Annotated in this window: 22 protein-coding genes; 10 read left to right on the top strand and 12 right to left on the bottom strand. The window is 44.4% G+C overall.

The features are described 5' to 3' along the window. The first annotated feature begins 135 nt into the window (after window positions 1-135). The 8 genes from IP485_RS07900 to IP485_RS07865 all read left to right on the top strand — a co-directional run bounded on the left by IP485_RS07900 (window position 136) and on the right by IP485_RS07865 (window position 7,728). On the top strand, window positions 136-624 hold the full coding sequence (locus IP485_RS07900; protein WP_198326776.1) for a M48 family metallopeptidase: 489 nt from the start codon (window positions 136-138) through the stop codon (window positions 622-624). A 417-nt stretch (window positions 625-1,041) separates the two neighbouring features. Beyond that, a complete protein-coding gene (locus IP485_RS07895; protein ID WP_198326775.1) occupies window positions 1,042-1,464 on the top strand; it encodes a tetratricopeptide repeat protein in 423 nt (140 codons plus the stop codon). A gap of 68 nt (window positions 1,465-1,532) precedes the next feature. Next, window positions 1,533-2,687: a flavin monoamine oxidase family protein gene (locus IP485_RS07890; RefSeq protein ID WP_198326774.1), complete on the top strand. Its 1,155-nt coding sequence runs from the start codon at window positions 1,533-1,535 to the stop codon at window positions 2,685-2,687. A gap of 68 nt (window positions 2,688-2,755) precedes the next feature. Further along, window positions 2,756-3,700 (top strand): DMT family transporter, encoded by a 945-nt coding sequence (locus tag IP485_RS07885; protein WP_198326773.1) that lies wholly within the window; start codon window positions 2,756-2,758, stop codon window positions 3,698-3,700. Between the two features lie 200 nt (window positions 3,701-3,900). Then, a complete protein-coding gene (locus IP485_RS07880; protein WP_198326772.1) occupies window positions 3,901-5,661 on the top strand; it encodes a TrkH family potassium uptake protein in 1,761 nt (586 codons plus the stop codon). Window positions 5,662-5,788: 127 nt separating this feature from the next. After that, a complete protein-coding gene (locus IP485_RS07875) occupies window positions 5,789-6,490 on the top strand; it encodes a potassium channel family protein (RefSeq protein ID WP_198326771.1) in 702 nt (233 codons plus the stop codon). Between the two features lie 43 nt (window positions 6,491-6,533). Then, window positions 6,534-7,076, top strand: coding sequence for a DUF3124 domain-containing protein (locus IP485_RS07870; protein ID WP_197176016.1), 543 nt, complete (start codon window positions 6,534-6,536; stop codon window positions 7,074-7,076). 244 nt (window positions 7,077-7,320) lie between these two features. Then, window positions 7,321-7,728 carry a PaaI family thioesterase gene (locus tag IP485_RS07865; protein WP_198326770.1) on the top strand — a complete coding sequence of 136 codons (408 nt, stop codon included), beginning with the start codon at window positions 7,321-7,323 and terminating at the stop codon, window positions 7,726-7,728. A gap of 18 nt (window positions 7,729-7,746) precedes the next feature. Here IP485_RS07865 and IP485_RS07860 read toward each other — a convergent pair whose 3' ends face one another. From IP485_RS07860 to IP485_RS07815, 10 genes are all read right to left on the bottom strand, one after another. After that, a complete protein-coding gene (locus IP485_RS07860; protein WP_198326961.1) occupies window positions 7,747-8,373 on the bottom strand; it encodes a c-type cytochrome in 627 nt (208 codons plus the stop codon). Window positions 8,374-8,532: 159 nt separating this feature from the next. Beyond that, window positions 8,533-10,134 carry a flavin monoamine oxidase family protein gene (locus IP485_RS07855; RefSeq protein WP_198326769.1) on the bottom strand — a complete coding sequence of 534 codons (1,602 nt, stop codon included), beginning with the start codon at window positions 10,132-10,134 and terminating at the stop codon, window positions 8,533-8,535. Window positions 10,135-10,309: 175 nt separating this feature from the next. Then, window positions 10,310-11,665, bottom strand: coding sequence for a c-type cytochrome (locus IP485_RS07850; protein WP_413787025.1), 1,356 nt, complete (start codon window positions 11,663-11,665; stop codon window positions 10,310-10,312). Window positions 11,666-11,815: 150 nt separating this feature from the next. Then, entirely contained in the window at window positions 11,816-12,475 is a 660-nt protein-coding gene (locus IP485_RS07845) for a YceI family protein (protein ID WP_320159128.1), read from the bottom strand. Window positions 12,476-12,608: 133 nt separating this feature from the next. Then, window positions 12,609-13,403: a PAP2 family lipid A phosphatase gene (locus IP485_RS07840; protein ID WP_198326768.1), complete on the bottom strand. Its 795-nt coding sequence runs from the start codon at window positions 13,401-13,403 to the stop codon at window positions 12,609-12,611. Window positions 13,404-13,499: 96 nt separating this feature from the next. Next, window positions 13,500-13,931 carry a diacylglycerol kinase gene (locus tag IP485_RS07835; RefSeq protein WP_320159129.1) on the bottom strand — a complete coding sequence of 144 codons (432 nt, stop codon included), beginning with the start codon at window positions 13,929-13,931 and terminating at the stop codon, window positions 13,500-13,502. Window positions 13,932-14,229: 298 nt separating this feature from the next. Continuing rightward, the gene (locus IP485_RS07830) at window positions 14,230-15,576 is read right to left on the bottom strand and encodes a sensor histidine kinase (protein WP_198326767.1); all 1,347 of its coding nucleotides are present in this window, start codon (window positions 15,574-15,576) and stop codon (window positions 14,230-14,232) included. 77 nt (window positions 15,577-15,653) lie between these two features. Next, entirely contained in the window at window positions 15,654-16,355 is a 702-nt protein-coding gene (locus IP485_RS07825) for a response regulator transcription factor (RefSeq protein WP_198326766.1), read from the bottom strand. Window positions 16,356-16,415: 60 nt separating this feature from the next. Then, window positions 16,416-18,128: a phosphoethanolamine transferase gene (locus tag IP485_RS07820; protein WP_198326765.1), complete on the bottom strand. Its 1,713-nt coding sequence runs from the start codon at window positions 18,126-18,128 to the stop codon at window positions 16,416-16,418. Window positions 18,129-18,304: 176 nt separating this feature from the next. Next, window positions 18,305-18,997 carry a Crp/Fnr family transcriptional regulator gene (locus tag IP485_RS07815; RefSeq protein ID WP_198326764.1) on the bottom strand — a complete coding sequence of 231 codons (693 nt, stop codon included), beginning with the start codon at window positions 18,995-18,997 and terminating at the stop codon, window positions 18,305-18,307. 85 nt (window positions 18,998-19,082) lie between these two features. Here IP485_RS07815 and IP485_RS07810 point away from each other — a divergent pair, with 85 nt between their 5' ends. Continuing rightward, complete coding sequence (locus tag IP485_RS07810; RefSeq protein ID WP_265090939.1) at window positions 19,083-19,877, top strand: class II aldolase/adducin family protein; 795 nt, start codon at window positions 19,083-19,085, stop codon at window positions 19,875-19,877. Window positions 19,878-19,884: 7 nt separating this feature from the next. Next, entirely contained in the window at window positions 19,885-20,763 is an 879-nt protein-coding gene (locus IP485_RS07805) for an alpha/beta fold hydrolase (RefSeq protein ID WP_198326763.1), read from the top strand. A 492-nt stretch (window positions 20,764-21,255) separates the two neighbouring features. Here IP485_RS07805 and IP485_RS07800 read toward each other — a convergent pair whose 3' ends face one another. Together IP485_RS07800 and IP485_RS07795 are read right to left on the bottom strand one after the other, a co-directional pair. Then, the gene (locus IP485_RS07800) at window positions 21,256-22,212 is read right to left on the bottom strand and encodes an EamA family transporter (protein WP_198326762.1); all 957 of its coding nucleotides are present in this window, start codon (window positions 22,210-22,212) and stop codon (window positions 21,256-21,258) included. Between the two features lie 189 nt (window positions 22,213-22,401). Further along, a complete protein-coding gene (locus IP485_RS07795) occupies window positions 22,402-23,175 on the bottom strand; it encodes a sulfite exporter TauE/SafE family protein (RefSeq protein ID WP_320159127.1) in 774 nt (257 codons plus the stop codon). Window positions 23,176-23,332: the final 157 nt, after the last annotated feature.

Genomic DNA, 23,332 nt, shown 5'->3' with positions numbered 1-23,332 from the left:
TTGGATTCAGCTTATGGGGTTTGTTTATGCCTCACAACCTAAATGATGACACGCTCTAATAAAGCGCACCAATATAAGGTAAAATCCATTTAGACCGCGTCGATACGTGGTAACGCATCAGTAAAGGATAGGCTCGTGACCAAATTAAAATACATTGCTCATTATTCTGAGCAAGTTCAAACACAAGCGGCATTACTCATTAGCGATGGTAACTTGGGTGCGTATCTAGAAAAAAAGTATCCCACTCAGCACCAAATAAAAAGTGATAAGGCTCTTTATCAGTATATCAATGAGATAAAAAACCAGTATATGCGCAAAGTGGGACAGCTATCGAATGTCAGCTATAGCAGCAAGTTAAAAGTTCTTAAACATGCGCTAGGTATTCATACCACCCAGTCTCGTATACAAGGCAGTAAGCTGAAATCGCACAACAGTATAACGGTAGCGAGCTTGTTTCAAGAAGCGCCCCCTGAGTTTTTGCGCATGATCGTCGTGCATGAGTTGGCGCACTTTAAAGAGCATGAGCATAACAAAGCGTTTTATCAATTATGCTGCCATATGGAGCCAGATTACCATCAGTTTGAGCTAGATACGCGGCTTTGGTTGCACTGGCGAGAGTTGTAACCTTAATATAGTCATTCCACTATAAAAGTATTACAGCGTTAACCTCGCTTGAAGTATCACATATACATCTACACTTGGTTGCCTTGTACTACTTTTAAATTGAATCGACTATAGTATGAATAGTAACCTTAATAACAGCCATATAAATATCGTGTCCTTTTCTATGGCAATCATCTGAGCCGCTAGGGCGTGTCCTCAATTCAATTGATCATATCTAAACGGGCTAAAAATGGCTAAATTTTGCCAAACATCGTTAAATCGCTGGTTAATATCCCGATATTATCTGCGCTATTTTCCTTGTTTGACTGCAATTTATCTCATTTTTATCACCATTTTTAAAATGAGGACACGCCCTAGAATTACGTTATAATCCTAACCAAATAATCTATACCCCAAGTCAACAAAAGGTTGCAAGCAATGATTAATACCAAAATATATAAATCTATTTATAAATTGGCAGAAGAGTTACTAGAGGCTGACCGTATCGGTAATCAAGAAGCATTTGATGCCTTTTATGCTGAGCTAAAGGCCATCTGTACTGATAACGAAAACACAGACAAAGATCATCCGGAGCAGTGGGAGACGCTTGCTGACTTTACAGAAGATTTGGACGAAGCACTGGTCATTTATGACAAAGCACTAACCAAAGCCACAGCGATCAATTCAAAAGATCATCTGTCGTCGATTGCTTTTTCTATGGCGGTGTTACAGCTTGAGACAGGTAACAAAGAAGCGGCTATTCAAAGTCTACAAAATGCCAAAATCACGGCAAATAAGATTGAAGATAAAGAGTTTAAGGTTGAGATAGATGAGATGCTGACTAAGTTGTTAGCTGAGTAGTTTTGCTCGAATAATTTTGATCGAGTAGTCCTGATTAAATGTACTTGATGAGATAGGACGTATTTGATATGCAAAACGTACCAGTGGTGATCGTCGGTGGCGGATTAAGCGGATTGTATGCCGCCTTTTTATTAGAACAAAAAGGCATCGATTATATATTGATAGAGGCTCGTGATAGATTGGGCGGGCGTATCATTGTTGCCAAATCATCAGTGGGTCAGAATGCTAGCAGTCAAAGTGGCGATCATGAAAAATCAAACGACGGCTTTGATTTAGGGCCTTCGTGGTTTTGGCCAGAGTATCAGCCGCAGTTGAGCGGTCTTATTGAAGCATTAGATTTGCAATGTTTCGCTCAGTTCGAAGAGGGCGATATGATGGTTGAACGTGGTGCCAATGAGTTGCCTGTCCGTACGCAAGGTTATCAGAGCTCGCCGACATCTATGCGCCTCGTGGGTGGAATGACGGCGCTAACTGATGCTTTATACGCGCGCTTAGATGCCAAGCGTATCGTAACGGGACAGACAGTAAGGTGCTTAACCAAGACTGGTCAGCATATCAAAATAGACAGCAAGTGTGGCTCTGAACATATCAACGTTGGTCAACTCATCACTTATCAAGCGCAGCATGTATTACTTGCGCTACCACCGCGGTTGGCGGTTAGTAATATCGTATTTGAACCTGCTTTACCGCAAGATTTAGCGATAGAGTGGCAAGAAACAGCCACTTGGATGGCACCACATGCCAAGTATGTGGCTGTTTATGACTCACCATTTTGGCGAGATAACGGTCTCTCGGGTGCAGCAAGAAGTGCGATAGGGCCGCTCACTGAGATTCACGATGCCTCGTTAGCAAAGGGCGAAGGCGCTGTGTTTGGTTTCTTTGGCGTGCCCGCTCACGTGCGTCAAAGCGTCTCTGTAGATGTGCTAAAAGCGCATTGCCGCGCGCAGTTGGTGCGGCTGTTAGGCGCGCAAGCAGACAAACCAAAAGCTGAGTATCTAAAAGACTGGGCGCAAGATTCATTTACTGCCATGCCTGCTGATGCCACTGGCACAGGTCAGCATGCTGTAGCACCTACTGCCAAACCAAAAACAGGTATGTGGCAAGATAGTCTGACGGGTAGTGGTAGTGAGTGGTCAGCGCAGTTTCCGGGCTATGTTGCAGGGGCAATTGATGCCGCAACGGTGGCGGTAGAAAGCCTGTCCACTTTGATTTTACGCCAGTGATTTGATGCTATCAGCTATCATAGAAAGGTCTCTAACGGACTAAATACTGTCGTTCAATAGGACAGATAATGAGTGAGTCTTCGCAGCAGAAAGTATCTCGCAACCGAAACACATGGCTGATTCCTTTCGCTTGTCTACTAGCAGGCGGCGCACTCACTGGTATCTCAACCAATGTGGCAAAATATGCTGGCGACATTGGCCTCACTCCTTTGGGGTTTTTGTTTTGGTCGATCGCAGGTGCTGCTATTATTCTATTAATGGTAGCGCTCATCAGAAAAGAATGCCCTTCCTTTAATGCTCGTAGCTTAGAATATTACTTTGTCGCTGCATTAGTCAGCGTAGCAGCTGCCAACTTACTGTTGTTTTCTGCCATTCCACATGTGGGCGCCAGTTTCGTCGCTTTAATCCTCTCCTTACCGCCACTGTTAACGTATCTTGGCGCACTCATGCTGCGTATGGAGCGGTTCAATACTGTCCGTGCGCTTGGCGTGGTTGCGGCACTTATCGGAGCAGGCGTGATGGCCGTGCATAAGTTCTCTGCGCCAGATACGAGTGTATTCTGGATTTTAATCGCGCTTTGCGGCCCTGTGCTGTTAGCCATTGGCAATATATATCGGACATTGCGCTGGCCTGATAATGCTTCTATTAGTGCACTCGCTCCAGGTATGCTTGTTGCGGCAGCGATCCTACTAGGCTTATTCAGTATGATGTCAGATTTCTCTATTGCCGTATCTTTAGAGAATGGGCTATCGACCAGCCTCATCGCCATACAGTCATGCGTATTTGCTGGTCAGTTTTTACTCTTGTTCCTCTTACAAAAAACAGGCGGCCCTGTATTACTCAGTCTATTGGGGGCAGTCGGAGCAGTCTTTGGTGTGCCTATTGCGATTTTTTTGCAAGGAGAGCATCCACCTGAAGGTTTGTTGTTGGGAGCATCTTCAATAGCCATTGGTGTGGTACTAGTGACGTGGGGCGGTGTAAAAATGACAGTATTCAAAAAAGAGCCGCGCTAATAGAGCCATTATCAGGTACCGTGCCATTGATATCTCTATATCCTTGCGAGTATCTTTTATCCTGTTTTAATGGTTGGTGTCTAGATGATAAATACTTGCTAGGGCCTAATAATTGGTTACGATTAACTTAAATCACTTTTTGTGGATACGGCAAAAAAGGAGTATAAGTATCGTGGTTATCGTTGTCATGGACTCAGGCTATGAATTCAGCCGCGCGTTATCGGTTATTAAATAATTTTACGATTCTTATTAGTGTCATCGGGGTAGCGATTGCCTTGTTAGATAGTGGTTTTACACTACCGACATGGTTACAGCAAGTATTTCATATTTTTTATTTGGTGATTATTTTTATCGGTCTTGTGGTGACTGTTGGTCGCTACATCTACACAAAAAAGCCGCTGACCTTTAATAAAGTGGCCGTCTTTGATGCACTGACCAGCATTGCGATTGTCATTCTATTGACCGCGCATTTCACTGATTTAGTACGCTCAGGCTTGGATGCTGCCGTTGATGGTTTTGTCGCGATAAAGATCGCCGTATTTGTCACCTTTATCCGCGAACTCTCCGATCATAATTTCAACCTCAATCGTACCTTTCTACATCCTGCCCAATTCTTTATTCTAAGCTTTTTAGTCGTCGTGCTGGTTGGTGCCTTGCTACTGATGATGCCCAATGCGACGACGCAGCCGCTGTCTTTTGTTGATGCGCTTTTTACTGCTACCAGTGCGGTCTGTGTAACGGGACTAATCGTCGTAGATACGGCGACCTATTTTACGACTTTTGGGCAAGTTATCATTATGGGGCTGATACAAATCGGAGGCCTAGGTATTTTGACTTTTGTGACATATTTCAGCTACTTTTTTAAGGGCGGTGTCAGTTACGAGACGCAAGCAAGTATCAGTGAGATGTCTTATATGCATGGTATGAGCGATGTAGTATTGACACTCAAATCTATCTTGTACGTTACCTTTGCAGTCGAGGCGGTGGCAGCAACGCTGATCTATATCAGTATTTATGACATGCCTAATATGGATTGGTCTGAGCAATTCTTCTTTTCTGTTTTCCATGCGATTTCTGCTTTTTGTAATGCGGGGTTTTCTACGTTTACAGCAGGCTTGTATGACGATTCGTTACGCTTTAATTATCCGCTTCAGTTGATTATTGCCATGACATTTATCTTCGGTGGGATGGGCTTTACCATCGTGGTCAATGTACTGCGATATCTGCGCCACCGTGCTCAGCAGCTGATCTATCGCCATGACCAACGCTATATCTATCAGCCTTGGTTACTTAATATTAATAGCCGTATTACTTTGATCACGACAGGGGCGTTGTTGCTGATTGGTCTGATTGGTGTGATGATATTTGAATACAATCATGTGCTCGCTGACCACACCAGCTTTTTTGGTAAGCTGGTGACGGGCTTCTTTACTGCAGCGACGCCGCGTACGGCAGGATTTAATGTCGTTGACATGGGAGAGCTCACGTTTCCAACGATTATGCTGACGATATTTCTGATGTGGATTGGTGCGTCGCCAAACTCGACAGGCGGTGGTATCAAGACCAGTACCTTTGCCATTGCGCTATTGAATACATTAAGTCTGGCACGTGGGCAGACCAAGATAGAAGTGTTCAAGCGGCAGATTGCTGAGATTTCCGTCCGCCGCGCGTTCTCTATTATGTGGTTGTCGTTACTCGTCATCGGTACGGGCGTGACACTTATCAGTTATGACCAGCCAGAGCTTGATTTGATTAAGGTGGTATTCGAGTGTTTTTCAGCCTACAGCACAGTGGGATTGAGTGTGAATTTGACAGCGGACTTATCTGATTTTAGTAAAGTGGTGGTGTCGGTCATTATGTTTGTGGGTCGTGTCAGTATGCTCACGATATTTATCGCGCTGCTCAAAAACATGCGCCAACGCAACTATCGTTATCCCACTGAAGAGATTACGATTAACTAAGTCGTCGCAAAGTAAATAGATTGTTTCGTGCTTAAAGCGAGCAAAGACGCACTATAAAGAAGCACTAAGACAGAAGCGCTAATAAGCAGATGCTAGCAAAAAAATACTAAAAAAGGTCGTTAAGGTTATGAGATATATCATCGTAGGATTGGGGAATTTTGGGGCATCGCTAGGGTCGGCGTTGACCAGTCAAGGTCATGAAGTGATTGCGATTGACAGCAGTATGCAAAGGGTCGAAGCCTATAAAGAAGTGATTTCTCATACCCTATGTATGGACGCGACAGACGAATATACCGTCAGCGGCTTACCCATCATTGATACCGATATTGTTATCGTGGCGATTGGAGAAGACCAAGGCGCAAACGTCATGGCAACCGCGCTATTTAAAACGCTAAAAGCGAAACGTTTGATCAGCCGCAGTATCAATCCGCTGCATGAAAAAGTTCTGCAAGCCATCGGTGTGGATGACATTATTCATCCTGAAAAAGAAGCTGCCACTCGCTGGGCCAAACGCTTGTCGTTACGCTACTTTATTGATTCATTTGAGCTGAGTGACAACTTCAGTATAGTAGAGATTAAAATTCCAAACGTTTTGATTGGTAGGACCGTTGATGAGTTACAGTTAGAGCAAAAGTTCAATATCCGATTGCTTAGTACATTGCGCTATGAGTATTATGAAGACAGCTTTGGTCGCACACAGAGCAAGCCTAGTATTCAAGGTTTGGCGATGCCTGAGCAACTATTGCGAGACAAAGATGTATTGGTTATTTATGGATATAACAAACACATTAATCAGTTCTTACGTAGTGTGGGTGTGAAAATCAAATAACGGTCTGCAATGGTGCTAAGAAGATAACATAGAGGGGAAGTTTATGAGTCAATACCGCATATCTGTTCTACTAATCGCTATGACAGTATTGCTATCAGGGTGCGATAAATCGGCACAAGACCCAAATGTGATGTTTTCAGAAAAGCACCAAGATCCGATTGCTGAGCTTGCGGTGACAGACAAACCAGATCATAGTAAACTGGGCTATCAACAGACTTTTTATGTGCCTATTTATTCAGATATTTATTCTGATAGTGAGAACCAAAAAGTATTGTTGTCTGCCACGCTTAGCATACGCAATACCACCCTAAAAAACCCTCTGTATATCAATAAAATTGATTACTACAATACCAATGGCGATTTTGTAAAATCATACATCGATAGTCCGATCAAGCTACCACCAATGGCGACATTGAACTATATCATTGAAAAAGAAGACGATAGTGGCGGCTCTGGTGCCAATTTTATTATTGATGTCGAGGGTGTGGATGATACTGTCAAACCAGTGATTGAAGCTATCATGATTGGTAATTTTAGCAATAAGGGCTTTGCGTTTAGTACAGAAGGGACACCAGTAGCACCCTAATATAGTCAATCCTCTGTCATAAATTAAACATGCCCTAATATTGCTAAATCTATTACTCGTCGTCCTTTCACTTTGCTTAGTGTCAGGTAAGCTGTCTATAGTTGAGTTTGAATAATTTCGATACAAGGAAGCCGAGTACAAGCGATACAGTAGTATGGTTAGCGAGAATGACGATGTAGCGGATTTATATAGATTTGACTATGTAGGTATTTATGGAAGCAAAATATTCATACAAGGAAGTGTTATGTCTGCAACCAAAGAAGAAATCAACGCCTTTATGGCACTCGAGTTCCCACAAACCAAATGCATCGTCGAGACTGTCAGTGAAAAAGGTGCGACCTTATCACACGATATTGGTATAGATGAGCTGCGTCCCGGTGGTACCGTCTCAGGACCTGTCATGATGGCCGTTGCTGATGTCGCTATCTACGTCGCCATCCTCGGAAAAATTGGCATTGTTCCATTGACTGTCACCACGAGTCTGACCATCAATTTTTTGCGTAAGCCCTCAGCAGAAGCGCGTATTATCGCCAAATGCACCTTAATGAAAGTAGGGCGTACGCTGATAGTTGGGGAGGTCTCTCTCTATTCAGAAGGATGTGATGACATGGTGGCTCATGTGGTCGGCACGTATTCTGTCCCGCCTAAATAAATTTGAGTCGCAACTAGTTCATTCACTAGGATCAGATCCGGGTGGAAACTCATGACGTAATTGCGCAACATTAGCAGCAGTCACTATATCCGTGAAGGTATTTAAATCGCTATGCACGTATTGCGTGACGGCTGCTATTTGTTCGTCATTCATCATACGATGAAAAGAGGGCATACCGCGCAGGCCATTGATAACTACACTGATAATATAATACTTTGATTGCATCTTGCTGTTGTTGGCCAGTGGTGGATAGTGGCCTGCGCCTTGTGCACCTTCGCCTTTTTGCATATGACAACCTGCACAAGAGTCGTCGTAGAGCTTCTTACCATTGATGGTCAAAAACCCCGTTTTGCCTTGTGTACTGCCTTCAAACTTAGTAAGCCATTTCTGCAAGCTGGCGTCATCGAGCATTTTTGGTATTGAGTCTACATCGACGATATTAATGGCGGGTTTCGCCAATGCTTGTTTTGACATATAGACACCGCCCCATGCGCCCTGATTGCGACTGGCTTGATTGTCAAAACGGTTGTCAAATACCATTGGCGCTGTTTGCTGGCTAGCAATAGTAGCTGCATTTTGTGTTCTATTCTGACTACAGCCTGACAACGTTGTTAACGCTATCGACCCACTAACAATGAGCGTCATTATCGCTTTGCCTGATCTGAGTGGGCTAAATGGTTTGATTGAGTTTGATGTCACCATATTTATAGATTTCCCTGATATTCCTAATGCCCTTACTCTCATTATTATCATCCTTGCTTGAACGGCAGAGTTGTTATTCAAACCTCATTGCTCAAAAGCTGGCTATCCAAGTTTCTTGGCCTTTTGATGCAAGCGTTTGGCAGCATCCATACCTGATAGTATCGCGCCTTCTTGCCACGCAGGAATATGTGAGCAATGCTCACCTGCCAGTACGATACGGTGGTCAATCTCACATAGCGTGTCGTAATACTGCTCACGACTGGACTCGCTCCAGATACCGTAGCAGCCAAGCGACCAAGGGATACGGTGCCATGCGACTGAGGTGCCAGAGCGGAACTCTTTGGTATATTGCGGATGGATGCGTTTGCCGTAGGCGAGAGCTGCGCTGATACGCTCTTTAGGTGTCAACGAATTAAATTTATAGGAAGCTTCCCCAAACCCATACGCACCAAGTAGCACGCCTGAGCCTGTGGTGAACATATCTTGTGACGGGTAGGAGATTTGCGAGATGGGCATGTCGGTATAGCTGATACCGCCATATATCCATTCGTCTTCTTCCCAAAATCGCCGATTGAATTCCAAACCCACTTTATAAGAGCTCTCATAAGGGACGGCTGCCATCGCTTGTTTCATCGGAGCGGAAACGTTGATGTCGATTTGCGTCAATATCGACAGAGGAATGGTACAAATGCACCAGTCCGCGCGCACGGTTTTGGCAGCACTATCAGGGCTGCTGCTATCGACATAGTCAATGGTGACGCCCGTCTCGTCTTGATTGATTTTGGTGACTTTGGCATTGAATGTGATCATATCGCGGCACACGCGTGTGAAAGCATCACCGATCTTTCCCATACCGCCAACCGGCTGAAACATTGCTGGTTGATGCACGTGCACGGTGTAGTTGGTATAGATGTCCGACCATATGCCGGAGTCTAATAACTTGTCCATCGGTATAGGCGCTGATGGCCTTGCATCCGGCATCAGACCACCACCAGGGTATACGCTATAGCCGCGATGCTTACCGGTTTCAGTGCTTTTGACGTAGCGGTAGTTGGTATCCAAGACGCCCCAGCCTTTGAGACCTTCGAGTAGTTTTTCTTTGTCTTCTTTATTGACCGTACTATCGAGACTGCCTTTGTTCACAGCTTTAGATAGTAGCTCTGACACATAACCGCGAATATCGCTCTGTACTTCACCCAAGCGCTGCGGCGCACCATCGAAGTGGTTGGTACGATGCAGATACGCACGGTCATTGGTCTGAATAAAGGGCTGCAATGCCACATCGAACTTCTTACAGTAGTGAAAGACCGCGTAATGATGCACGGGCAATCGCCACGGTCCGCCATTAAAGTAATTGCCTTCTTTGAAGTCGCAAGTGACCGTCGCACCGCCCAGTTCTGTATATTTGTCACCACTATTGAGTGTCCAGCTACGTCCACCGCCACGGTTTTGATATTCGAGTACAGTCACTTTGTAGCCCGCTTTACGTAGCTCGTAAGCAGCAGTAAGACCGCTCAATCCTGCACCCAAAATCACGATGCTGGCACCGGAGGGCGCACCTTTGAGCGTCATTTCTTGCTGAAAGCTCGACTCGGAGGCAAACCCCAACGTGGTCATGGCTTGATACATCGCGGTCGCGCCTGCCGTCTTGCCAATCATGGAGAGCAATTGCCGCCGCGTGGGTGATTCAAGCAGGTCATTCATATGATTATCCTTATCGTGCTGAGTCTTTACATTATTATAAAAAGCGATGGTTATGACTTATTCCTTGTATAGTCAAATCCATATAAATCCGCTACATCGTCATCCTAGCTAACCATACTAATGTATAGCTGGCACTCGGTTTCCTTGTATCGAAATTATTTGAACTCAACTATAGCTAGCTTTTTTCTTTTGTTACGCGTGTCACATCCGCCGTGCTGACGTCGCTGCTTGGTAGACCGCCAAACGTTACTCGTACATAGTTGGTAATGCTAGCAATTTGCGCATGGCTTAAATCTTTTGAAAACCCCGGCATTTTTGGGGCGGTATTGAACGCGCCTTTTGCACCAAACGCAATTACACCAATGAGCGCATCAGGTTTTGCGCGGCGGATGCTACTCAAACCCACAATAGAGGCATAGCGGGCATCAGGTTGAGCGTAACCATCGACGCCATGACAACTGGCACAATGAGCTAAATATAAAGATTTTGATGAATGACTATTTTCCATTCTGCTGTTTTGACTAATAGTGACATGATACGTATTGGCTTTCGCCTTAGCTAAATAGCCTTTTTGCTCTAGCAAATTATAAGTAATCGAGTTACTGACTGGCTGAGGTAGGCGAGCCACATTGACGGGTATTAGATAGTCGTCAGTCTTGATGGCTGGCACGATTTTTAGATACGAGGCCATCGCACTCAAGTCTTCATCAGTGAGATAGCGCGTGCTATGCGCTACCGCTTCTGCCATCGGTCCACCCGCATAAGCTCGCTTATTAAGCATGCCTGTACGCAGGTAGGTCACAATATCCATCTCGCTCCAAAGACCGATACCCGTGTCGTTGTCAGGTGTAATATTTGGTGCAAACCATTTGCCGAGAGGCGCACCTGATAAGTAGCGGTCTTTATCGAGGCCTTGGGTCAAGTTACGCGGAGTATGACAGGTGCCACAGTGCTCTAGGTTATTGACCAGATACTCACCGCGCTGCTGGGTTTGGGTCAGGCCTGAGCGGTTTTCGGTAGACGGCACATTGATGACATTCCATGCCAGCATAAGTCTTCTGATATTCAATGGAAAAGGCAGATGCGTGGTTTTTTCAGGTGGTTTATCTACGATAGGTACTGTCTGAAAATAGGCGAATAAGGCACTGATGTCTTCATCCGTCATGCCATGATAAGACGGATAGGGCATGGCAGGATATATCTGATGATTTGGGGCGCGGCCTTTGCGTAAGGCTTTTTTAAAACTTGCCTCAGTATAGCTGCCAATACCATAGCGTGTCGACGGTGTGATATTGGTCGAGTAAATATTGCCAATAGGGGTTTCAATCGGCACACCGCCGCTGTAGTCTTCACGGTGACAAGCCATACAGTCAGCGCTGCGAGCCACGTACGCGCCGCGGTTGGCAAGCGCGCTATTAGCATGACTGACATTGGGTAGGCTTATTCGACTGGGCAAAGTGTTTATTGGAAGACTGACCGTATCTGCCATTGCTATCGTAGAGGTTGCGCTAAGCCCCAATGTTAATGTCATGGCCAAAGAAAATGACCATGCTGGCATGCCTACAAAAAGTGGCTTCATAATATCCTTATGGTGCTGATTAATCATTACTATTCCCTTTTTGAGCACTCTACAAATCGCTACTGATCACTATCAAAAAACAATGTTGCGATATTAAAATCGCTACTGTCTGGCGGCTTCGACTTTAATATTTAAATTCAGGTTTTTGGTCAATCCAAACCAGACAAATTTGTTTATATTCCATTTGGTACGATCAATCGTCGCGGTGAAATTGCCACCGCAAATGTCTTTTTTTAGACGTGCGCTTAGATAGCAGTCAAACTTGGTGGCCGTCAGGCTAATAGGGTGCGTCTCACCATGCAATGTCAGCTGACCATCTACTCGTATTAGCTGTGGATTTGTTCTGTCTTGATTAAAATACCATTTCGTTGATTTAAATTGCGCCAAAGGAAAAGTTTTTGCATCAAAAAAATCAGGCCCCGTTAGGCTTTTATTAAAAGAAGGATTGCCGGTATTGAGCGAGTCTATCGGTATAATTAGTGAGATGTCACCTGTCTTTAGGCTCGGGTCATATTGCAATTGACCTTTGATATCATAAAAGCCACCAGTCGTGGCAAAGGTATTGAGGCGTTCGATGGCAAACCGAATGTGAGTGCTGGCAGGGTTGATGGCGTAGCTAGCGGCATGACTGTTCTTGGTCACGCTTACTAGTAGTAATGGCATCATCACCAAGGTATAAACACACGAGATTTTGAGCTTATTAGACAACAAGCGCATCGCTACATTCCTTTGTAGACTACCGATATAGAGCGTTTTATTCACAAGCGCCATCCATGCGTTTGCTTAATAATAACCCAATGATTATTAATTATTTATACATTATTTTTCAAATAGTTAGTAGTGCTATTTTGGTAAAACCATCGTCATCGGTTATGTCTATACCAACAAGCCCGTTTTAAGTATTGGATGTTTCAATGCTAGATAGGTTGATGTCGGCATGTCTTTTGTTGGTATTGGCGCTTGTGGCTTTTTTCATTATCGAGTCTCTAAAGAAAAAAGAGGCGAGCGCGCAGGCGATAGTTAATGACAGCAGCATAGAGACCAACGTATGACTAAAGAAATGGTCACCAAACAGCATCTTATACAGTCCCATTGTCCATCCTAAGACCATGACGGCGGTAAATATCTGATAGCGGTATTTTCTTAGCGTCGGTAAAAACGCCAATCCATATAACGAGAACCCTGCGCTGGCATGCGCCGCTGGAAAGCATCTGGCTGGCGTTGCTGCCACTATGTTTTGCCAAAGGTTGAGATAAGGCAAGTCACCATTGAACATAACCAAGTCATTTGGGCAGCTGATATGAGTAACACCTTTGAGCGTGGCAATGGTTGCTGGGACAATCGCCAATATAATCAGTAGATAGCCAATCTCACGAACGAGTAAAGGAATCAAAAATGGGTCGATTGTCTTGCGCTGCTTTGAGGCAAGATCAGGCAAAGGTTGTCTATACTTAATGATTAAAACAACTATCAAATATACAGCCAGTAAGATCAGCAATGCTTTGGGCAAATCATAAAAAATAAAGGCATAAGGCTGCGCGCCTTTTTCTAACAGCCAGTGACCATTGGTATAAAAAAGCTTGCTGATGCGTATGTCTAACTGACTGTGCTCAAAAACCAATGTGGCCATGATAGTCACGCACAGTAATTTTAGCCAGTCCCAAGTCGCTGAGTGTTTTTCTAAAGTCATTGAGACACCTGATAACGTATATTAAGTGGTGATAAATGCTAACGTATTCGCTGCGCGCTACTATAAAAAAACAAATAACTGTAAAAATACAGGCAATTATAAAAAGACTGACAGCGCCATTAACCATAAGATGGTTAAGAGACCCAATGCCAAAAATTGCGCAGCAGAACCGACATCTTTAGCGATCTTTGCGAGAGGGTGCTGGGCGGTTGAGGTATGGTCGACGCAGGCTTCGATACCGGTGTTAAGCAGCTCGACAATCAAGGATAAAAAAGAAGCGACGACGAGCATCATCTTTATACCAAGCGCAAGAGGCATGACGATGACCGCAGCCAGCAGTACAAGATTGAGCCAAACCACTTGCCTAAAAGCGGCCTCGAATTTGTAGGCAGCTCTAAACCCGTCTAAAGAATAACTGGCAGCTTTTATAATTCGGTAAAGACCAGTGTTACCTTTGGCATGACTGGCAAAACTATCAGGTGCTAGCCCGTCACTAAGAGCTGTTTGTTTGACATGAACAGTTTCAATATGAGTCGTTTCGACGTGAGCAGTTTCGATATGACGGCGCTGTTCTGGGCTGTGATCAGCTGTCTTGTTTTTTCTGATCAGTGTCATAGGAGTGATGTGATTCATATGCATTCTCAATGGTCTGTGAATATCAAGCCACATTGGTTTTGGGTGATCGAACCGACAATCACACCAAATCAATATGGTTTGAGTATAAGAGGACAGAGATTAAGAAAGCGTTAAGAGATCAAAACCAAGTGAGATAAATGACGATAATCGCCAAATGCATAGAAATGAGGTGGTTACTTATAATAAAGGGCTATTTATAATGAATACTAAAGGTGCTGCCACCTGATGAGTTGGCTTGATGCGTTAGCTGCCAGCCCATATGTGACATGATGCGCTGTACGATACTGAGCCCTAGGCCTGAGCCCTCAACTTTGTGATTGATATCATGCTCTGGCGACAATGTTGTGCCTGTCCCCTCGTCTTGATAGTCATGCGTTAATCGCTCAAACCGCTCATACAATAACGGCATCATCACCTCAGGTATGCCAAGTCCTGTATCCGTTACTGTGATTTTTTGGTCATCGATAGTCACGATTACCTCACCATCATCGGTGTACTGAAACGCATTTTTTATCAAGTTGCCCAATGCCATTTTTAGGAGCTCAGGGCGCACATAAGCGCTGTATTCTTGCTCAGCGATGACCTGACAAGTGACGGTCTTATAGCGCAGCAAATAATTCAGTCGCTGCACTTCGGCTACCGCAATGCTATTGATGTATGTTTGCGGTGCGTCTAACTTTTCGGGCGCGCGTGATAGCAATAGCAAGGCGGTGATAATCTCAGAGGTTTCTTTGGCCGTATTACTGATACGATTGGTAAATTCGTTTAGATGGCTGTCTGCTGCTAACTGTGATGCCAGCACTTCAGAGGCACCCATAATGATGGTCAAAGGTGTACGCAATTCATGACTGACATCACCTGTGAACAGCTGCTCGCGCTTTAGGTATTGTTCCAGCTTATGGTTTTTTTCATCGATGGCTCGCGCCAACACACCAACCTCAGAAGGCAGGTGCGTCAGCTCCGTTAAGTTTTTATGATCGGTCTCGACGGCTTGTTTTAAGTCCAGTAATGGCTTAATGATTTGTTTGGCAGACAACTGAGAAAAGATCGCCGCAATCAATAAACTCAAGACCACAGCGACTCTGAGCGTATCGGCGAATATGTCTTCTAAATGCTCAAATATCGCCAAGACAGGATAGTTTTTCATCACTATCTCATTGTCCTCTAGGTAGGTCAAAATATATGCTTGATCGCCTTGCTGATACGCAAACAGGTGAAGGTTGGTACGAGTTTGACTGTCCCCTTTATGGATAGTGACGGCTGTTTCTTTTACGGTATCAGTTGCGAGCGCTTGTAGATTGGCAGGGGCAGCATCGTAGCGGTAAATCTTGATGCCTGGATCGGCAGTATAAATAGGCTGATCGCCGTATTTTTCTTGACTGAGATCAAGCTGCTGCAACAGACGAGCCTTGACCAAATCCTGCTCTATTCGGCTTTCTGCGTACAAAAAAATGCTGACAAAAGCGCCGCATAGTAACAAAGCAAAGATGAAGTAGGACAGTCGAAACTTATTGGCTATCGAGTCTATATTGAACATAGTATGGAGGTACTTAATAGAAGTAGGCGGTCGTTATGTTGAGTGATAGCAAGTCGTATGCGATGCTATCCTTTCAGTCATACTATAGCGCTTTCTGATTTATTTGGATCAATCACTTGGTAACCAACACCCGGCACAGTGATTATCATGGCTTGCTCAAATGGCTTATCGACCTGTGCTCTCACGCTATGCATATGGGTGCGTAGCGCATCACTACTAGGGATATCCTGTCCCCATACTTTTTCTTCGATTTCAGTTTTACTGACGACACGCGGGGCGGCGCTCATCAAAACATGTAGTATTTTAAATCCAGTTGGTGTGAGCTTGAGAGCGGTGCCTTCGCGCATAATGGTATGTTCACTGTTGTTTAGCGACAGTGCACCGACGGCGATACTGTGTATAAAATGTTCGTCGTCGGTCCGACGTATCAGCGCCTTAATACGACACTCCAGCTCAACCAATGAAAAGGGTTTGACCAGATAGTCATCAGCGCCACTATCAAACCCTGCCACTTTATCCGAAATCGTATCGCGCGCGGTGAGCATTAGCACAGGGGTTTTATCATGCAACTCTTCTCTGAGCTTTTTGCATAGCTTAGTGCCATCCATGCCGGGTAGCATCACATCCAGCAATATCACGTCATAACGATTGCTTGCCGCCAGTGTGAGTCCGCTATAGCCATTGTGCGCGTTGTCCAGCTCAAAACCCTTGGGCTCAAAAAAAGCATAAATATTGGCCACGATATCGGGGTTGTCTTCAATGACGAGTATCTTATACATGAGGGTGACTACCTTAAAGATGGCTATTGCCTAAAACGATAAAGCAATGTAAAAACAGATCTAGTTATTCATTTTAAAAAAGGTCGGTGCTGCTTTAACTTCATCGGTTATGATACCAAAAAACGTCAGCAATGTCGGTGTGATAAAGTCATGCGACACGGGTGAATTTACCATACTAGAGAGGCTATCTGCATCGATACGATTACTTTTAGGCGACCAAATGACGGCTGGCACGTGTTTTTGGGTATCTGGGGCAAACTTATAGGGTAGGCCATGCAAGTAAATATTGTTTTCGCCCAAGCTCTCTCCATGATCACTAATATATACCATCACCACATCATAATCTTGCTCATAAGGTTTTAAAGTATCAATCACGCTATTTAAAAAATAATCGGTATAGCGAATGGCATTATCATAGCCATTTATCACTGACTGCGCATCACATTTAGAGAGTTCATTAGTCATACAGACCGGTGTATATTCTTCAAATGCTTTAGGGTAGCGCTGATAGTAGGCAGGCCCATGATTGCCCATCTGATGCAACAAAATAAGCGTATCTTTGGGTGTCTCTTTCTGTGAGTTGCCTGATGTCACAAGTTTGTCAAAACCATCGAGCATACCGATATCTCGGCACTCCACATCACAGTTGGGGTTGGTGTCTGATGATTTGTAATCCTCAAAAGTGACACGGTCAGCTACGCCTTTAGCGCTAGAGTTGTTGTCTCGCCAAACGACATTGACCCCTTGCTTATGTAGGGTGTCGAGTACGTTTTCATTGTATTCGGCGGTATCGATATCATAACTTTCTCGATTTGCATAACTGAACATGCAAGGCACAGAGTAGGCGGTAGAGGTACCGCAAGAGACCGCATCCTTAAAGCTATAGAGGTCTGATTGCTTTGCGAGTAGCGGTGTGGTGTTACGTGTATAGCCGTTCAAACCAAAGTGATCCGCTCGAGCCGTTTCACCAACCACAAACACCATGAGTTTGGGTTTGACGCTGTTATTAATGCTGTTAGCAGGGGCGACTCGCTTTGCATCTGTCGCATGCAGCGTAAAGGTATCAGGACGACGCAGCTCATCGACATAATTTTGACCAAGCTTAATCATAGAATAAATAGGCGTGATCGGGTTGGCATAAGAACGTACCTCTTTATGCTGACGAAAGAAGCTGGCGTACTGATCACCAAATGGTAAAAGACAAGCTGCGATCAGTGCAACAGACAGTATCAACGTGGCTGTTTTTTGTAAGATACTGCGTTGCCAAGTAAAGCACTTTAGATGAATTTTACTAATAATAAACGCCGGTAATACGCCCAATAACAGCAGTCGAATGACCATACTGGGTGCGAATAACCCCATGGCCTCTGCTTGATCGGTCTCCATACTATTGATCAGCATATTGGTATCGAATACCGTCCCATAAGCATCGGTAAAATAACCGCAGATGGCGGCAGTGATCAGCAGCACAATTAAGACTGGCTTGGCAATCGGGCGATAGCAAAGAATCTGTAATACCAGCCACATCATTCCAAATAATAAGCCTGTAATCGATAATATAAAGCCGGTGTTTTGACTAAATGGATAGACAGTGAGTACCTGCTCAAAAAAACCGATATTGGCAGTCGCCACCAAATATAAGGCAACGATGATCAGCAGATAACTGAGATTCACCTCGCGATCGTAGAGCTTGCTCAGATAGCTGCTTTTTTTATTGGCATTGGGCACTCTGATTTTTAGCACATTGGTCTTGATGACTTGAGATATTGACATACACATACTTCTCAACAGAATGGTAGGAGGGGCCATTCCTTACCATAACAAGGGGGCTGTTAAGAAGATGTTAAGGTAGCTGTGCTGATGTTGATAATAGTGCGAAGTGCGAAGTGTTGGATGTTTTTCTTAGCTATTTTTTGCTGAGCGAGCAATGACAGATTTTATCGTTATTTTTATGATGCAGGATTCATCATCGCCATTAATTGAGATTTGTCTTTTATCGTAATAAAGCCATAGTGCATGTCGATGAGTGATTGCTGTTGCCACGATTTAATAATTTTATTGATGGTTTGTCTGGTCGTGCCAAGCATAAACCCAAGCTCCTCTTGTGATAAACGCAGATCTATTTTGATGTCATCGCCTATCTGTTTGCCATAAGTCTCAATAAGACCAATGAGCATACCGGCCAATCGTGCTGAGGTATTTAGTGAGGTCGCATCATCGATCCATTCAAATGCCCTGCGAATGCGTGCACAGGTGATGAGTGCAAGGTGCTTATACAAGATAGGGTGTAGCTGTGCGGTTTGAATAACCACATGTCTAGGAATAGAGATCAGAGTGACTTCGTTGATGGTCCACGCATCGTGAGTACGCGGATTGTCATCGATAATAGATATCTCGCCAAACCATTCGCCATCAGATAAGTGCGTCAATGTCATGGCGTGTCCGCTCGCGCTGACATTACATACTCTAATCGTACCTGCCAAAATAAAGTGCAGCGCGGCATCTTTACTATCGCCAATCGCATGAATCATTTGACCTTTTTGGTATGTTTTCAGCATCGCCGCATGTGCCAGTAGCGACTGTATATCAGCTGGTAACTGAGTAAACCATGGGTCTGCATGTAAATGATGATTGATATTCATAAGTGTAAGGTTCTTGACAGATTTGGGTGTAAAAAATGGTGTAGAGTATTCATTCAGGATATCTAAAAACGTAAAGGATGACACTATGCAAACAGCTATGCAACACACCACAATACAAACAGATTCAACATCGAGTGTACACCATAATATGAGCGAACAAGAGTGGCAAATGCGTGTAGATCTTGCTGCTTGCTATCGAATCATTGCCTCTTATGGTTGGGATGACTTGGTATTCACGCACATCTCTGCCCGTGTACCTGGCACTGAAGATGAGTTTTTAATCAATCCTTATGGCATGTTATTCGAAGAGATTACCGCCTCTAGTCTGGTCAAAGTCAATAAAGCGGGCGAAAAAGTAGCACCCTCAGAATACAACGTCAATCCAGCCGGATTTATCATTCATAGTGCTGTGCACGAAGCCCGCCATGACGCCCATTGTGTTATCCATTTGCACACAAACGATGGTGTTGCGGTTGCGACCCAAGAGCAAGGCCTACTGCCTATCTCGCAGCAGTCATTATTTCCGCTCTCTAATTTGGCCTATCATAACTATGAAGGTGTCGCCTTAAACCCAGAAGAAAAAGTTCGTTTGGTTGATGATTTGGGCGATGCGCACTTTATGATTTTGCGCAACCATGGTCTGCTAACTTGTGCTGACACCGTTGCCAATGCGTTCTTATATATGTATATCATGCAAAGAGCTTGCGAGATTCAAATCAAGGCGCAAAGCGGTGGCAGTGCACTGACGCCAATACACCCACAAATACTGGCAGGCATTCAAGCTGCCTCAGAGGAAGTGACCAGAGGCGCGAACGGCGATATCGCATGGCCTGCATTACTTAGGAAATTGCGCCGCACCGACCCATCATTTGAGGAGTAAGTCCACAATGATTACCTTGAGTGAATGGGAGCAGCAGGGGCAATACGAATCAATTCATGGCCATCAAATATTTACGCGTCGTGGTGGAGATCCAAGCGCACCCGTGTTGCTATTGATTCATGGTTATCCCAGTGCCAGTTGGGACTGGGAGGGCATGTGGCAGGCGCTCACTGAGCGCTATTATGTGGTCACGCTCGATATGCTAGGGTTTGGGTTTTCAGACAAACCCGAAGAGGCGTGCTACTTAATCCGCGAGCAGGCCGATATTTATGAGGCGCTGTTGCATCAGTTGGATGTTCATGAATATCACATACTAGCGCATGATTATGGCGATACCGTGGCGCAAGAGCTATTAGCAAGGCAAGTGGACGGTAATAATTATATGAATATTGCCAGCGTGTGTTTCTTAAATGGCGGTTTATTCCCTGAAACCCACAAACCGATATTGATACAAAAACTGCTACTGTCGCCGCTTGGGCCCTTGGTATCAAAACTCATCAATAAGCGAAAATTTGCGGGTAGTCTACAACGCATATTTGGCCCTAACACTCAGCCAACTCCTGAAGTGATCGATGCGTTATGGGAGCTACTGACCTATAATAATGGTCTGGCTGTGATGCATCGGCTGATCAATTATATTCCCCAACGTCAGCAATACCGCGAGCGTTGGGTAGGGGCTATTATCAATAGTACGATACCCATCAAGCTGATCGCTGGCGCAAAAGACCCAATCTCAGGTCAGCATATGATGGATCATTATCGTAAGCTGATTCCCAATGCTAATGTCACTGAAATGCCAATGTTGGGACACTATCCGCAAATAGAAGATGCGGATGCGATGACCGCTGCATACTTGCAGTTTAGAGACACAGTCAGTCCGCTATAGAGTGGATATGGTGTCAGCCTCGTTTAGTTTACTACTTATAGTGATTTCACTCGGTTTTCTTGTATCCACCTGATATTGAACCGACTGTAGCAGCTATAGTCAGCGAACTACTAAACCGCTACGGTGTTACCCTTCCTAGAGGTACTATATGTACAATCTGCGGTCGGCTGCCTTGTAGCTGTTTTAGGCTTCTTTGACTATAAACTATCAAGTATTTTAATAAAAAAGCAGGGTATCTATGGATATCCTGCTTTTTATTGAGCACCCATTTAGCGACATTTTCAATTTGTCAGCTTTGTATTTCTCTATTTATACTTATCAGTATTGATCAGAAAAAGCGCATGACCTTTCAGTAGATTAGCCTTGATTATTTACTAAAAGCTATTCATCCAAGTTTCGGACATGAGTATTTTTAGTTCGACTACTTCACAGAGCTATCAGAACTGTCAAAGCTTTTAAACCTCATTTTATTTAGGATAAAATTAGCTGATGTCATACGGCTAAAGGCTTTTTCCTCAGCTTAATTTTTATGTTTGCCAGTAGTAATCCTGACAGTATCAACATCATTGCTAGCATCTTCCACCATGTCACCACTTCTCCTGTGAGCAACACCGATGTTGTCATACCAAATACTGGCACTAGCAGTGCAAACGGCATAATTTTGGAAGCCGTGTTTTGACTCAATAGATGTGCCCACAGTCCAAAGCCAACCAGTGTTGAGATGTACGCGATAAACCCAAGCGATAGCCAAGACTTGAGAGAGGCCTGTGTGAATGTCGCCATCTGCCATGCATCAGTCTCAAATATAAAAGACGATAACGTCAAAATCACACAGGCAATGAGACCACCCCAGACGACCAGTGTCAGAGCAGATAGTGCAGAGGCCTTATTGTTCCCTGTAGTCGGCGAGACAGTAGAGACATCTGCGCCTTTCAGCGTTATCTTCTCAGCGGCTTGCGTGGATGCCTGCTTTGAGGCGATGTTGCCAAAGCTCCAACCGATGGCCGCAATCAAAATACAAATAAACCCAGATAATGGCATGTCACCGCCTAGATTCAGTGCTATCACGCCGAGCCCTAGCACACCGATCAGCATACCGATGAGTTGCATGCGATTCACAGATTCACCCAACATCACAAATGCCAGCAATACCGTGATGAAAATCTGAACTTGTAACAATAGCGCGGTTAATCCTGCCGATGCACCCAAATGCATGGCCGTGAATACAAAAGAATATTGCATGACAAAAGTGCCAATGGCATAGATAAACAACGTGCGATTAAACTTGGGCGGTTTAAGCAAAAAAACCAGTGGCACTGCCGTAAAGAAAAAACGTAGAGCGGTGAGCATCAGTGGTGGAAAGCTCTCTAACCCCCATGCAATGAACGTAAAATTCACGCCCCAAATAAAGGTGACCAGTACAGCCAATACGGTGTATAGAGGAGTCATATAGTTGGCCTGAGAAGTGATGACTTTTGATGAACACTCTCACTTGGTTGAGAGGATGTGAGCACTGTATAGAATGATACGATAGTATAAGCTTTATCCCTAATAGAACATACATTTGTAGGTTAAAAATTTAGCGATGCTAAGACCACTAAATATACCAATGGATGAGATGCTCTGATGATATATGGATCAGAACAGTACATGTAGGTTTCTTATTATCATGATAAGACCACTGATAACCATGAGTATGAGCAGCATTATTCTAAACTGACTGATACTGATACCTGCCAAAAAGCGTTTGCCAATGATATTGCCAATCACGGCGCCCAGTCCCAATACAAGACCATACACCCATATCTTGAGCGTGAGTATCCCAAAAAAGGTGTAGCTGACGATTTGTACAATACCTACAAAAAAAGAATTGGCCGTTTTGGTCGCAATAAGGTTCTCTTTTTCTAGTCCTGCATTCATATAAAAAGGGTTGAGTATCGGCCCAAGACCGCCCACTAAGGTGCTCATAAAAGCGATGGCAAAGCCCACAGGTATAAAGCCTGCTTTTGGCATATCAAACGTTTTACTTACTTTGCCAAACTTGTATTGGAAAATAGTAGAAACTAAAAATGCACCAACCAATAACTGAATCCAGTCTGCGTCCAAACGGCTAAACACCAATGCGGCGAGCCACGCCCCTAAGATTGCGCTTGGTACATAGTATTTGGTCAACGACCAATCAATATCATGCCAGAATAGATAGAGCCGTGAGGCATTACTCATAAAGGTAGCCACGTTGATCACGGGCGGTGCAATCGCTGTCCCTATCATCGAAGAGGTGACGGGTATCAGTAGCATCGCACCGCCGCCGCCAGAGATGGTGGAGATAATAAAAGCGACCATGCCAGCGAAAAACAAGCCTGCTAAATGCCAATTCGGAATGGATTGCAATAACTCTAAAACGAGGGACACTATAAAATCCTATTTTACGAGTGATATCAAGTAGGGAGGCTTCACACATTTTGGATGACTAATAAAAGCTTTACTAGCGTAACGTTTCTCTTTATTGGCTGAAAATAGAAGATGTCATTATCCAAAAAAACGGTGGTCACACATAGAGTATGACCAC

Origin of the sequence: Psychrobacter sp. NG27, from assembly GCF_016106655.1 — a bacterium.
Lineage (GTDB): Bacteria > Pseudomonadota > Gammaproteobacteria > Pseudomonadales > Moraxellaceae > Psychrobacter.
This window is presented reverse-complemented; position numbering and strand designations above follow the sequence as displayed.

Bases quoted from the DNA above. Each gene is read 5' to 3' on its own strand.
- IP485_RS07805 (WP_198326763.1), top strand. From the start codon at position 19,885: ATGATTACCTTGAGTGAATGGGAGCAGCAGGGGCAATACGAATCAATT.
- IP485_RS07800 (WP_198326762.1), bottom strand. From the start codon at position 22,212: ATGACTCCTCTATACACCGTATTGGCTGTACTGGTCACCTTTATTTGG.
- IP485_RS07825 (WP_198326766.1), bottom strand. From the start codon at position 16,355: ATGTATAAGATACTCGTCATTGAAGACAACCCCGATATCGTGGCCAAT.
- IP485_RS07830 (WP_198326767.1), bottom strand. From the start codon at position 15,576: ATGTTCAATATAGACTCGATAGCCAATAAGTTTCGACTGTCCTACTTC.
- IP485_RS07880 (WP_198326772.1), top strand. From the start codon at position 3,901: ATGAATTCAGCCGCGCGTTATCGGTTATTAAATAATTTTACGATTCTT.
- IP485_RS07810 (WP_265090939.1), top strand. From the start codon at position 19,083: ATGCAAACAGCTATGCAACACACCACAATACAAACAGATTCAACATCG.
- IP485_RS07870 (WP_197176016.1), top strand. From the start codon at position 6,534: ATGAGTCAATACCGCATATCTGTTCTACTAATCGCTATGACAGTATTG.
- IP485_RS07895 (WP_198326775.1), top strand. From the start codon at position 1,042: ATGATTAATACCAAAATATATAAATCTATTTATAAATTGGCAGAAGAG.
- IP485_RS07850 (WP_413787025.1), bottom strand. From the start codon at position 11,665: ATGACATTAACATTGGGGCTTAGCGCAACCTCTACGATAGCAATGGCA.
- IP485_RS07885 (WP_198326773.1), top strand. From the start codon at position 2,756: ATGAGTGAGTCTTCGCAGCAGAAAGTATCTCGCAACCGAAACACATGG.
- IP485_RS07890 (WP_198326774.1), top strand. From the start codon at position 1,533: ATGCAAAACGTACCAGTGGTGATCGTCGGTGGCGGATTAAGCGGATTG.
- IP485_RS07855 (WP_198326769.1), bottom strand. From the start codon at position 10,134: ATGAATGACCTGCTTGAATCACCCACGCGGCGGCAATTGCTCTCCATG.
- IP485_RS07860 (WP_198326961.1), bottom strand. From the start codon at position 8,373: ATGACGCTCATTGTTAGTGGGTCGATAGCGTTAACAACGTTGTCAGGC.
- IP485_RS07815 (WP_198326764.1), bottom strand. From the start codon at position 18,997: ATGAATATCAATCATCATTTACATGCAGACCCATGGTTTACTCAGTTA.
- IP485_RS07820 (WP_198326765.1), bottom strand. From the start codon at position 18,128: ATGTCAATATCTCAAGTCATCAAGACCAATGTGCTAAAAATCAGAGTG.
- IP485_RS07840 (WP_198326768.1), bottom strand. From the start codon at position 13,403: ATGACTTTAGAAAAACACTCAGCGACTTGGGACTGGCTAAAATTACTG.
- IP485_RS07875 (WP_198326771.1), top strand. From the start codon at position 5,789: ATGAGATATATCATCGTAGGATTGGGGAATTTTGGGGCATCGCTAGGG.
- IP485_RS07865 (WP_198326770.1), top strand. From the start codon at position 7,321: ATGTCTGCAACCAAAGAAGAAATCAACGCCTTTATGGCACTCGAGTTC.